Source organism: Loktanella sp. D2R18, from assembly GCF_003318235.1.
In the GTDB taxonomy this organism is placed as follows: Bacteria; Pseudomonadota; Alphaproteobacteria; order Rhodobacterales; family Rhodobacteraceae; genus Yoonia.
In genome coordinates, this window is record NZ_QOCG01000006.1 from 352,477 (window position 1) to 365,117 (window position 12,641).

Genomic DNA, 12,641 nt, shown 5'->3' on the forward strand with positions numbered 1-12,641 from the left:
GCTGATATGCTACGGGGTCTTGATATCCGGGATATGCTTATCATTGACCGGCTGGAATTAGCGTTTCAACCGGGGCTGAATGTACTGACCGGGGAAACCGGGGCCGGAAAATCTATCTTGCTTGATTCGTTGGGCTTTGTGCTGGGCTGGCGCGGGCGTGCTGAACTCGTGCGTCAAGGTGCCGAACAAGGCGAGGTCACCGCTTGGTTCGATTTGCCCGATGGGCATCCGGGTTTAGCTGTACTTGCGGATGCCGGGATCGCAGCTGAAGATGAGCTGATCCTACGCCGCGTAAATACCCGTGATGGCCGCAAAACAGCGTGGATCAATGACCGCCGTGTCAGCGGTGAAGTCTTGCGTAACCTTTCGGAAACATTGGTTGAATTGCATGGGCAACATGATGACCGTGGCCTGCTAAACCCGCGTGGGCATCAACAGATGCTTGATAGCTATGCGGGGCTTGCGCCAGATTTGGACAAGACTCGCGCGGCATGGCAGCAATTGGCCAAGGCACAAAAAGCACTGACCGCCGCCGAGGCCCGCATCGCCGAAGCGCAAGCCGAAGAAGACTACCTGCGCCACGCCGTAGCCGAGCTTGATGCGCTCTCGCCCGAAGCGGGCGAAGAGGCGACGCTTGATACGCAACGCCGGATGATGCAAGCGGCCGAAAAGATCCGCACCGATATTGCCAAAGCCGGAGAGGCGCTAAGCCTCAATGGTGCCGAAGGCATGGTGAGCGATGCATCGCGTTGGTTAATCGGTGTCGCGGATAAGGCCGAAGGCCATCTTGATGAACCGCTTGCTGCGATTGAGAGGGTGCAGCTTGCGCTGGATGAGGCGCAAAACGGGATCGTTCAGTGCTTGGATGCGCTGTCGTTCGATACCTCTGATCTTGAAAATGTCGAAGAACGGCTGTTCGCTATTCGTGGTCTGGCCCGCAAACACGGGGTGCTGGCGGATGATCTGCGCGGGTTTGCCGATGGGTTGCGCGCCCGCTTGGCGCTGCTGGATGATGGTGCGCGTGATCTGCAGGCGCTTCACGGTGATCTACAGACGGCGCAGGCCATATATGCAGAAACCGCGACTAGGTTGACTGACAAGCGCCGTGCAGCGGCACAGCTATTGGATCAGGCGATGGCGGCAGAGCTGGCCCCGCTGAAAATGGAGCGCGCCATTTTTGCGACGAATATTGCAGCCGCAGAGCCGGGACCATCGGGTCAGGACACAGTGGCCTTTACCGTTGCTACCAACCCCGGTGCGCCCGCTGGGCCGCTCAATAAAATCGCCTCCGGCGGTGAGCTCAGCCGGTTCTTATTGGCGTTGAAAGTCTGTTTGACACAGGCCGAGTCCGGCCTAACTATGATCTTTGACGAAATTGACCGTGGGGTTGGCGGGGCTACGGCTGATGCTGTTGGCCGCCGTTTGGCTGAATTGGCAGACGGCGGGCAAGTTTTGGTCGTCACGCATTCGCCTCAAGTTGCCGCCTTGGGGGGGCACCACTGGCGGGTCGAAAAACGGCAAGATGACGTTACGACGACATCCACCGTTGTCGCGCTAGATACCAACGATCGAATCGACGAAATTGCGCGGATGATTTCGGGTGACCGGGTCACCGACGCGGCGCGTGCAGCGGCTCAGGCGCTTATTTCAGGTCAGAAATAAGTTAGGGGCGGAATACGCGAAATTGCACATATCCCACCCCTAGAAATTGTTACCCGACCCACTCATTATGACGTACCTTTTCCACTCACGTCGAAGGTACGTATCTCACACCGTCGTCTTGAGAGAGACCTTAACCGTGCCTCGTTCTCAACACAGAAATCGCTGAATAACCGTCAAACGATTTATAAACTAGCTAATACCAGAGGACTAATTTCCTCTAAGTAACAATCTACCAGAGCGGGTGGCCTTCAATCAACCTGTACCAAAGTATATCATCATGGCTGACCTATTTTGGGTATTTTCCCTGCAACTTTGTAGCGTAGTTAAATGTTTTATAAAAAATTGGGAGTTTTCTTCAACATATACGTAATCGTTTTCAGGATCGTTAAGTGTTGATACTAATGTAAAAAGAAACAGCACCTATGTTTTTGTCGACGTGTAGAAATGCAAAAAGCAACTTTTAGTTGTTTCGTGTGGTTTTGATGATCTGCAATGCGGACTGACATTCTGGGCTTCCATCATACACCTGCTGCGGGTGGGGCTTGGTACGAATCTGGAGTTTTGATTCGCTTTTAGACAAACACACACTGTTTTACGCTGGGTACTTGGACTGGCCCCGTGGATCGCTTACACCAAGATGGACGGCCTAAACGGGGCATTTAAAGTTTTGGGATTACCAACGGCATGGGCGAGCCGATTAAGAAACTGCTAGATCAAGCGATTGGCGACACAAAGGCCGCATGCTTTGAAGCCGCGCATGTGATCAAAACTCGTGGCCCCACGCAAATTCAGTTTTGGTTTATTGCTTTGGCGATAGGGGTCTGTGCAGGGCTGGCCGCGTTACTGTTTCGGCTGGGCATCGACTACATTCAAGCGACACTTTACGGCACCGATGATGTGACGCGCCTACATAGCCATGTTGCGGGGCTTGATTGGTACCTAATCATCGCAATTCCTATTGTTGGCGGGCTGGTTGTGGGGATCATTCTGGATCGGTTTACCGATGACGGGCGCGTGCGTTCTGTTGGGGATGTGATCGAATCCGCAGCCCTGTCAGAGGGGCGTGTCGAGGCGCGTAGGGGGCTTGCATCGGCTTTTGCTTCGCTCATTACCCTATCGTCTGGCGGTTCTACTGGCCGCGAAGGTCCGGTGGTTCACCTTGCCGCTGTCATTTCAACGCTTATTTGTCGTTGGATCAATGCCAATGGAATCACAGGTCGCGATCTGTTGGGGTGTGCTGTTGCTGCTGCCGTCTCGGCGAGTTTTAACGCGCCGATTGCCGGGGCGCTTTTTGCACTCGAGGTCGTTTTGCGCCATTTCGCCGTGCACGCTTTTGCGCCGATCGTGATTGCATCAGTCGCGGGGACGGTGATCAATCGTTTGGCCTTTGGCGATGTGACCGAATTTATCTTGCCGACCCAACAAACCTTGGCGTTTTATGTCGAACTGCCTGCGTTTTTAATCCTCGGCATGCTTTGTGGGCTCGTGGCCGTCATCTTGATGAAGGCCATCTTTTGGGCCGATAATTTTGGCACCTATGTTCAAAACGAAACAGGGCTCCCCCGTTTTTTACGCCCTGCGATCGCAGGTGGGTTGGTGGGGATTTTGGCCATTTGGTGGCCGCATGTCATTGGTGTCGGCTACGAGACGACATCTGCGGCGCTTACGGGGCAATTATTGCTGCATGAAGCGATCATCTTTGGCGTTCTCAAGGTCATTGCCGTGGCCATTACCATGGGCGGTCGTATGGGCGGGGGCGTGTTTTCCCCGTCGTTGATGGTGGGGGCGCTTACTGGCTTGGCTTTTGGGGCCGTCGCAACGGCGATTTTCCCAACGGTGTCAGGTGAAGGTACGCTTTATGCTTTGGCTGGGATGGGCGCGGTTGCGGCTGCTGTATTGGGCGCGCCGATTTCGACGACGTTGATTGTGTTTGAACTGACGGGCGATTGGCAGACCGGGCTTGCGGTGATGGTGGCTGTATCCCTGTCAACGGCGCTCGCGTCACGGCTAGTGGATCGGTCGTTTTTCCTTACGCAGCTTGAACGGCGCAATGTGCATCTTGCTGCTGGGCCACAGGCCTATCTTTTAGCGACATTCAAAGTCTCGACCATTATGCGCCCTACCGATACGCCGCGCGCAGCCGCTGAGGATGCGTGTTGGGATCTTATCCGTGACGGTGTCTATATCGACGGCAACGCCACGCTTGAACAGGCGATGCCGATGTTTGATCAGGGCGGGCATATGTTTATTCCCGTGGTCACATTGGGCGGCGAAGATAACCCGCCCGCATTATGGGGCGCGCTTTTTCAGGTTGATGCGCTGAAGGCGATGAACCAAGCCTTGTCAGCGACCGCAGCCGAGGAACATTCCTAGACCTGTTCGACGGTTACCTTAGTGCTGTAAAACGCGAGGTGATCTTTGATTGCGGCAACATCTGCCTTTGGATCCGTATAGGACCACACCGCATCCGCGATAGGGCCGCTTTTTGCGACAATTGAAAAATAAGACGCCGTGCCCTTATGTGGGCATGATGATGTTGTGTCGGACGGCTCTAGAAACGCCATAGCGATATCGCCGCGTGGGAAATAGATCACGGCTGGGTAATCGCCTTCGGTCAATTCAAGTGCGTTCTGGCTTTCGCCTAGAACGGCCCCGCCAGCGCGCACGACCCAAGTACCGGTTGCAGGGCGAATTTGAATGTGGTCAGCCATAAGCGAATTCCTTTGGTAGGGGCGGCAATCGATGACCGCCGTAGCGTGGTATGGGGGGGCCGTGACAGTTTTATGTCAAAGCGGCGCGCAGGCCGCTTTCAGCCATGCGCAAGTTGTCGCATCAAGATGCGAAGCAAGAAGCGCGACTGTATCCGCATGATACTGATCAATCCAGTCGCGTTCTGCATCTGTGAGCAGGGATTTATCAATCAACCGTCGGTCAAGTGGCACATAGGTCAGCGTGTCAAAGCCAAGCATATCACGCGCATCCGCGCCGGGCAGGGCAGGGGCAGTGATGACCGTGATCAGGTTTTCGATCCGGATACCAAATGCGCCCTCGCGGTAATAGCCGGGTTCATTCGATAGAATCATCCCCGCTTCCAGCGCAACTTCGGAACGGCGCGAAATACCTTGCGGGCCTTCGTGGACGCTTAGGTAGCTGCCGACACCATGCCCGGTACCGTGATCATAGTCTTGACCTGCCAGCCAAAGCGGCGCGCGCGCCAGCGCATCCAAATGCTGCCCGCCGACCCCTTTGGGGAACCGGATGCAGCTGATTGCAATCATCCCTTGCAGGACCCGTGTGTAGCATTTGCGATGATCCTCGGTCGGGATGCCAACCGCAATTGTTCGTGTGATATCCGTTGTCCCATCAACATATTGGCCACCGCTATCGACCAGCAGTAATTCACCGGGATTGACGGTACGGTTCGTATTTTCATTGACGCGGTAATGCACGATGGCCGCATTTGGGCCAGCGCCAGAAATGGTTTCAAAGCTGATGTCGCGTAGTGCGTTGGTCTGCGCGCGGAAACCTTCAAGTGCGGTGACCACATCGATTTCAGTCAGCGCGCCCTTTGGTGCCTCGGCATCTAGCCACGCAAGAAAGCGCACCATCGCAATGCCGTCGCGGTGATGTGCGGCTTTTGCCCCTGCGATTTCGGTCGAGTTTTTGATGGCCTTAGGCAACAAACACGGATCTGCGCAATGTTGAACCGATGCACCGGCCCTGATCAGCGTTTGTACAACGATGTCAGGGCAGGATTTTGGGTCTATTTGGACGGAGCCCGAGAGTTGGGCAACGCTATCCAAAAATGCGCTGACGTCGTGCAGCTGCACATCAGACCCAAGGTGTTCACGGATACCGTCTGCCTTGCCCGGCCCGGCGAAAAGATCGACCTTGCCCGCCGCATGTAAGATCGCAAAACCTTGGGGAACGGGATTACGCGCAATATCTGTCCCACGGATATTGAGCAGCCATGCGATGCTATCAGGTAGGGTAATCACCGCTGTATCTGCGGTAAGGGTATCTGCAATCCGTATGCGTTTTTCCGTATGGGGTTCGCCTGCAAATTCAATCGGTTGGACCAAGAACGGGGTGGACGGTGCAGAGGGTTGATCGTGCCAGATGGCGTCGACCAAGTTATCTGTCGCGCGCAGGTCGTATGCGCTTAGTTTCTTCGTCAGCGATGCGATCTCTTGCGCGCTATGCAACCACGGATCAAAGCCGATCACCGCGCCTTTGGGCAAATGTGTCAGGACCCAATCTGCAAGCTGCGTTTCCGGCCAATGCACGGGGGTAAACACATCCGCAACCTCGGCGCGGACCTGCACCCGGTAGCGCCCATCCACAAACACGCCGGCAATATCGGGAAGCACCACACAAAAACCTGCAGAGCCTGAAAACCCCGTCAACCACGCAAGCCGCGCATCGCGCGGGGCGACATATTCACCCTGATGGGCGTCGGCACGCGGCACGATGAAGGCATCGACACCTGCGGTTTGCATTTGCGCCCGCAAAGCCATTAGCCGGGGCGGGCCTTGTTCCGGCGAAGTCTGCGCCGCAAAAGTTTGAAACATGGAATGCCCCTATCGTAAGTGCGGACGAAATTTGTGCCTAACTGGCCTTGCGCATGCCCAGAACACGCGCCCGTTTGCGCGGATCGCTATCGAACAAGCCCGCAAGCTGTTCGGTCATCGCGCCAGCGAGCTGTTCCACATCCGTGATCGTCACCGCGCGTTCATAGTAGCGGGTCACATCATGACCGATCCCGATCGCGACCAGTTCGACGGCTTTGCGTTTTTCGACCATGGCGATAACGTCGCGCAAGTGTTTTTCGAGATAATTTGCCGGGTTCACGGACAGCGTGGAATCGTCGACAGGTGCCCCATCAGAGATCACCATCAAGATTTTGCGTGCCTCTGGCCGATTCACTGCGCGGCGGTGCGCCCATTCGAGTGCCTCACCATCAATGTTTTCCTTCAGCAGTCCTTCTTTCATCATCAACCCAAGATTTGGACGCGTCCGCCGCCACGGGGCGTCCGCCGACTTATAGATGATATGGCGCAGATCGTTCAGCCGTCCCGGTTTTGCCGCGCGCCCATCACCGAGCCATTTTTCACGCGACTGCCCGCCTTTCCAGGCCTTCGTGGTAAAGCCCAAGATCTCGACCTTCACGTCGCAACGTTCTAGCGTGCGCGCCATCACGTCGGCACAGATGGCTGCGATTGAAATTGGGCGACCGCGCATAGAACCAGAGTTATCAAGCAACAATGTCACGACCGTATCGCGGAATTCGGTGTCTTTTTCGATCTTAAACGACAGGGGGGTCGTCGGGGATGCAACCACGCGGGCAAGTCGTCCAGCGTCTAATATGCCTTCTTCGCGGTCAAATTCCCATGATCGGTTCTGTTGCGCCTGCAAACGACGCTGTAATTTGTTAGCCAATCGGCTAACTGCGCCCTTGAGCGGTTCAAGCTGCTGATCCAGATAGGCGCGTAACCTGTCTAATTCAGCAGGTTCTGCGAGATCTTCGGCGCCGATTTCTTCATCGAATTCTGCGCTATAGACAGTGTACTCTGGGTCTGCATCAGACACAGGTTGCGGGGCAGGCGGATCAAGCGGGGCTTCGCCTTCTGGCATTTCGGCTTCTTCGCCCATGTCCTGATCGGCCTGATCATCCATGCTGACTTGGGCTTGGCTTGCGTCTTGTTGTTCGTCTTGTGACTGCTCGGGCGAAGCGTCGGCTTCTTCACCGTCGCTGTCATCGTCATCGCCTGTGCTTTCGGGCTCTTGATCCTCGTCGCCGCCGTCTTCAGCCTCGTCGTTTTGGTCATCGTCAAGACTGTCAGGGTCATCCCCCAATTGATCGGCATAGCCCATGTCGCTGATCATCTGGCGCGCCAGTTTGGCGAATGCCTGCTGATCATTCAGCACATCGCCCAATCCATCAAGTGTTCCGTCGCAATGGTCTTCGATAAATCCGCGCCATAGGTCCAGCACATTGTCCGCGCCTTTGGGGAGATCGCGCCCTGTCGCCAACTGACGGATCATATAGCCTGCTGCAACGGCCAACGGCGCGTCAGAGGCGTTCGATATTTGGTCATAGCCCTTGCGCGTGGCTTCGTTTTCTATTTTCGCATCAATATTGCCTGCGGTGCCGGGCATATGTTGTGCGCCTACGGCCTCGATCCGGGCTGTTTCCATTGCTTCGTACAGATCACGCGCCATTTGGCCCTGCGGCATATAGCGGGCGGCAAGGTTTGCATCATGAAATTTGTGGCGTAGCGCAAAGGCATCAGCCGTGCCGCGCGCAAGCAGCACTTCGTCACGGGTCATGCGCCGCGTGACCTGCGGCAAGCGGATGCTATCAGCGGTTTGTCCTGCAGGATCAACAGAATAGGTGACCGACAGCTCTGTGTCATCGGCCATCGTCTTGGTCGCCTCGGCCAGCGCTTTTTTAAACGGATCTGCGGGGTTGTCGGTCGGGTTCTTCATGCGCTGCGTCCTTTGTTAAGATGCAAACTAAAGGCGCAACGCCGCAATGACCAGAGCCTAGACAGGCAAATCTACCGCCCGCTATTCATCGAATTCAAGCTCTTCAAAGGTGATTTGCGCGGCTGGATCGATATCAAAAAGATCTTCGACAAATTCGTGCATCGTGGTCAGCTCTGCGACGCCGGGCAAGGTGGCACCAGCCTCGTCGACAAAGGCCAAGCGTGGCAAATAGGTTTTGCCACCGATTTCGATGGCGCCTTCGTCAAACAAATAGGCCAGCTCAGTGACGATGCCCTCGACATTGGCGCGCGCGACCTCTTCGGTCATGCTTTCCGCAAAGAGCGGTAGCAATGTCTGGGCTATCAATGTGGTTGCTGCATCTGTGAGGTCTGCGTGGCTGACCACGTAATCCGAAGGCAACGCTGTGCCAATTTTCATTTTCATGGTCTGCTCCCGGTTGTGTCGTCGCCAGTATAATGCTGACAAAACGGACGGGATTGTGGCCACCACGCGGCGGTTTCGCGTCTGTGGGCGCTTTTGGTGAAATCTATGAAAATTGGTCAATATCCGCGCGGCTTTAGTAACGCGCGGATATCAGTATTTTGAGCGGCCTAACCGAGGCTGAGGCTTGCGGCGCTTTCGGGCAGTTCTTCGTCAAAGCATCGCTGGTAGAATTCAGCGACGGTTTGGCGTTCAAGCTCGTCACATTTGTTCAGGAATGACAGGCGGAACGCATAGCCGACGTCTTGGAAAATGCGCGCATTTTCTGCCCACGCCAACACGGTGCGCGGCGACATGACAGTCGATAGATCGCCGTTCATAAATGCGGTGCGGGTCAAGTCTGCGACAGTCACCATCTGGCTCAGCGTCTTGCGGCCGGATTCGGTGTTGAAATGCGGTGATTTTGCTAGAACGATGGCCGCTTCCGCGTCATGCGATAGATAGTTGAGCGTCGCGACCAGCGACCACCGGTCCATCTGGGCTTGGTTAATTTGTTGCGTGCCGTGATAAAGCCCCGTGGTGTCGCCCAAACCAACGGTGTTGGCGGTCGCAAACAGGCGGAAGTATTTGTTGGGCGTAATGATTTCGTTTTGGTCCATCAGGGTCAGTTTGCCGTCAGCTTCAAGCACGCGCTGAATGACAAACATCACATCCGCCCGGCCCGCATCGTATTCATCAAACACAATCGCGACGGGGTTACGCAGCGCCCATGGTAAGATGCCTTCGTGGAATTCGGTGACTTGTACGCCGTCACGCAGTTTAATCGCGTCTTTCCCGATCAAATCAATCCGTGAAATATGGCTATCAAGGTTCACACGCACGGCTGGCCAGTTCAGGCGGGCCGCGACCTGTTCAATATGCGATGACTTACCAGTCCCGTGGTAACCTTGGATCATCACCCGGCGGTTATAGCCAAAACCGGCCAAAATCGCGAGGGTGGTATCTGGATCAAACTTATAGGTGCCGTCGATTTCAGGCACGCGATCCGTGGCTTCTGCAAAGCCCTTGATCTTCATATCGCTGTCGATGCCAAAAACTTCGCGGACCGAAATATCTTCGGTCGGTTTTGCGTTCATATCTAATGTACCGTCAGCCATGTGCGTGCCTTTGCATCTATCGTCGAATGTTGTGTTCCGGGATGCAACATATCGCGTGCCGCTGCAAGTACCAGAGGCCACGCGAAAGTTTGCGAATTGCGATTGGCGCGCACTGTGATTTGTGGTTTTGTCGCACAAACCCGGAGGCAGACTTGGCAACACGCGAAGATATCGAAACTTATATTGGCCGTGTCGCTTTGGGCGACCGCGCGGCCTTTGCTGCATTATATAGTGCAACTTCGGCGAAACTTTTTGGTGTGACCTTGCGTGTGTTAAATAACCGCGCCGAAGCTGACGACGCATTACAAGAGGTTTTTATCAAAGTTTGGCGGGCTGCGGACCGCTATCAAACGAATGGGCTGAGCCCGATGACATGGTTGATTACAATTGCCCGCAATCACGCAATCGATCGGCTGCGCGCCCGCAAGAAAGGCCAAGCAGGACTGGACGAAGTTGCCGAACTGGCGGATTCGGCGCCAGGCCCCGAACAACAAGCAATCGCGTCGTCAGCGCGCGCGCAAATAAACGATTGCCTGGATGAGTTGCCCAAAGACCGCGCAGAAGCGGTGCGTCGGGTCTATCTAGATGGAGACACCTATCAGGATCTTGCTGATGCAATGCAGGTTCCGCTGAATACAATGCGTACATGGCTGCGTCGCAGCCTGATCAAACTTAAGGACTGTCTGTCACAATGACTGATGACGTCACAGATGATGCCCCCCTTTCGGCCGCTGCCGAATATGCGCTGGGCCTATTGACCCCGGCACAGGCGCGCGCGTTTGAGGCGGATATGAATAGTGACCTGTCTTTGCGGGCAGAGCTTGCGCATTGGCAGGAACATTTCGTTACCCTGACAGACGATATTGCGCCAGTGACCCCACCCAAGGCGACATTCGACGCTATATCCGCGCGTTTGTTCGATGCGCCACAGTTGCGCCGCAACTGGTTCGGCTGGCTTGCAGGTGCTGCGAGCGCGGTCGTCACGGCGGCGGCAGTGATGACCGTTGTGCTTCCGGCGCCAAATCCAACAACCAATGATCTTGTTGCTGGGCTGGTTGGTGCGGACATCGACCTGCGCGTCGATGCAACGTTTGACCCTGACACAAACACACTGCTGCTTAACCGCGTTGCGGGTGCCCCTGCTGACGGGCGCGTACTTGAGATGTGGCTCATCGCTGGGGATGACGCACCGATTTCGCTGGGACTATTGCCTGATGCGCAAACAGGGCAGGTGCAGATCGCTGCTGATCTGGCCGCACGGGTTGCGGGCGGTATTCTCGCGCTCAGCGACGAACCCCTCGGCGGGTCCCCAACAGGTGCACCAACGGGTGACGTCGTCGCCTTGGCCCCTTTTAGCAGCGTATAAAGCAACTTACACCATTGTGGTAATAGCCGTCCCCAAAAAATGGGGCGGCTTTTTCTTTTTATTCAGTGCCTTGTAAAAAAATTCGAAAAAATATGCGAAACTTTGAAACTCATGCTGTGATTGTTGCGTGGCTTCTCTCGACCGCGGCAAACACGCTGCGGATAAACTAGGAGAGACCAAAATGACTTTTACAAAAACAATCGCGGCGACCGTAGCTATGACATTTATTGCGGGCACATCATTTGCCGATAGCCACGCCATGAACCCAACCGTTGGCGGCGCAGAAATGCTGGCAACCAAGAACATCGTTGAAAACGCCGTGAATAGCCCGATCCACACGACATTGGTGGCGGCGGTTGTACAGGCTGAGCTTGCTGAAACATTGTCTGGCGAAGGTCCGTTCACCGTATTTGCGCCAACCGATGACGCATTTGCAAAGCTGCCTGCTGGTTCTGTCGAAGAGCTTTTGAAGCCAGAGAACGCAGACCGTCTGGCGCAAATCCTGACCTGCCACGTTGTTGCGGCAAACGCGATGTCTGACGCCATTCAGGGAATGATCGCGGATGATAATGGCAGCCACCCGGTCCCAACCTTGGGTGGTTGCACATTGCAAGCGACATATGACAACGGTGAAATCATGCTCGAAGACGAGCAGGGCCAAATCGCCACTGTTACCGTTGCGGACGTGAAGCAATCAAACGGCGTGATCCACGTGATTGACACGGTCATGCTGCCTGCTGTTGCAGGCTAAGGGGTTGTGATGGGCGGCATGTCAGTAGGTAAATAAGCATGAATAATCGCCGCCCTCACGGCAAGGTGCATCGCCTGTAACACGGCGATGCGCTATTATAATCTAACGTTGAAAGGAATGATTATGCACCGCCGAGAATTTGTTGTTACGTCGTTAGCCACCCTATTGTCTGGGGGTGCGGCCCTTGCGCAAGAAACCTTCGAGGTAACCCGTGCTGATGCTGAATGGCGGGCGATGCTAACCGATTTGCAATATCAAGTGATGCGTCACGAAGCGACCGAACGCCCCGGCTCGTCGCCGCTTGATAAAAATTATGCGCCCGGGACCTATTTTTGTCGCGGCTGCGATTTGTCGCTGTATGCATCCGAGGCAAAATATGACAGCGGGACTGGGTGGCCCAGCTTTTACGAAAGCCTGCCAAATGCAATTGGCACGATGGAGGACCGCAAGTTGTTCTCTGTGCGCACCGAATGTCATTGCCGCCGTTGCGGAAGCCATTTGGGGCATATTTTTAATGACGGCCCGCAGCCCACAGGCAAGCGTCATTGTTTGAACGGGGTAAGCTTGGTTTTCCGTGCGGCCTAATTGACCTGGGGGTCGTGATAGGGAATCGCTCAGCAGGTTATCAGTATCCATTATGGATACAGTTTTTCTCAATTTAAGTCACTGTTTCGAAATTTGATCGGCTATGGTGCGATCTCGTGCGATAGGTCTTTGACATCGCTTATATTTTTTTGACAATTTTACCTCACGCGCAATTTTCAATAAATGTTGT

General features: G+C 55.1%; 11 protein-coding genes. 6 read left to right on the forward strand and 5 right to left on the reverse strand.

Features of this window, described 5'->3' with window-relative positions; translation table 11 throughout:
- The first annotated feature begins 6 nt into the window (after window positions 1-6).
- Entirely contained in the window at window positions 7-1,662 is a 1,656-nt protein-coding gene (gene recN / locus DS901_RS04510) for a DNA repair protein RecN (protein ID WP_113775721.1), read from the forward strand.
- A 684-nt stretch (window positions 1,663-2,346) separates the two neighbouring features.
- Window positions 2,347-4,035: a chloride channel protein gene (locus DS901_RS04515; RefSeq protein WP_113775722.1), complete on the forward strand. Its 1,689-nt coding sequence runs from the start codon at window positions 2,347-2,349 to the stop codon at window positions 4,033-4,035.
- Here the strand turns inward: DS901_RS04515 and DS901_RS04520 are convergent.
- The 5 genes from DS901_RS04520 to cobS form a co-directional block, all read right to left on the reverse strand.
- A complete protein-coding gene (locus tag DS901_RS04520) occupies window positions 4,032-4,373 on the reverse strand; it encodes a DUF427 domain-containing protein (RefSeq protein ID WP_113775723.1) in 342 nt (113 codons plus the stop codon). The two genes, DS901_RS04515 and DS901_RS04520, sit on opposite strands and share 4 nt — an antisense overlap.
- Window positions 4,374-4,448: 75 nt before the next feature.
- Window positions 4,449-6,233 (reverse strand): aminopeptidase P family protein, encoded by a 1,785-nt coding sequence (locus DS901_RS04525; RefSeq protein ID WP_113775724.1) that lies wholly within the window; start codon window positions 6,231-6,233, stop codon window positions 4,449-4,451.
- A 37-nt stretch (window positions 6,234-6,270) separates the two neighbouring features.
- Complete coding sequence (gene cobT, locus DS901_RS04530) at window positions 6,271-8,151, reverse strand: cobaltochelatase subunit CobT (RefSeq protein ID WP_113775725.1); 1,881 nt, start codon at window positions 8,149-8,151, stop codon at window positions 6,271-6,273.
- Window positions 8,152-8,232: 81 nt separating this feature from the next.
- Entirely contained in the window at window positions 8,233-8,595 is a 363-nt protein-coding gene (locus tag DS901_RS04535; RefSeq protein ID WP_113775726.1) for a hypothetical protein, read from the reverse strand.
- A 167-nt stretch (window positions 8,596-8,762) separates the two neighbouring features.
- Window positions 8,763-9,749, reverse strand: a complete 987-nt coding sequence (cobS, locus tag DS901_RS04540; RefSeq protein ID WP_113775727.1) for a cobaltochelatase subunit CobS — start codon at window positions 9,747-9,749, stop codon at window positions 8,763-8,765.
- Window positions 9,750-9,901: 152 nt separating this feature from the next.
- On the opposite strand from cobS, the gene DS901_RS04545 reads away from it, so the two are divergent.
- From DS901_RS04545 to msrB, 4 genes are all read left to right on the forward strand, one after another.
- Window positions 9,902-10,444, forward strand: coding sequence for a sigma-70 family RNA polymerase sigma factor (locus DS901_RS04545; RefSeq protein ID WP_181820759.1), 543 nt, complete (start codon window positions 9,902-9,904; stop codon window positions 10,442-10,444).
- On the forward strand, window positions 10,441-11,115 hold the full coding sequence (locus DS901_RS04550; RefSeq protein ID WP_113775729.1) for an anti-sigma factor: 675 nt from the start codon (window positions 10,441-10,443) through the stop codon (window positions 11,113-11,115). The genes DS901_RS04545 and DS901_RS04550 overlap by 4 nt, the downstream gene beginning before the upstream one ends.
- A gap of 181 nt (window positions 11,116-11,296) precedes the next feature.
- Complete coding sequence (locus tag DS901_RS04555) at window positions 11,297-11,866, forward strand: fasciclin domain-containing protein (RefSeq protein WP_113775730.1); 570 nt, start codon at window positions 11,297-11,299, stop codon at window positions 11,864-11,866.
- Between the two features lie 123 nt (window positions 11,867-11,989).
- Complete coding sequence (gene msrB / locus DS901_RS04560; RefSeq protein ID WP_113775814.1) at window positions 11,990-12,451, forward strand: peptide-methionine (R)-S-oxide reductase MsrB; 462 nt, start codon at window positions 11,990-11,992, stop codon at window positions 12,449-12,451.
- Window positions 12,452-12,641: the final 190 nt, after the last annotated feature.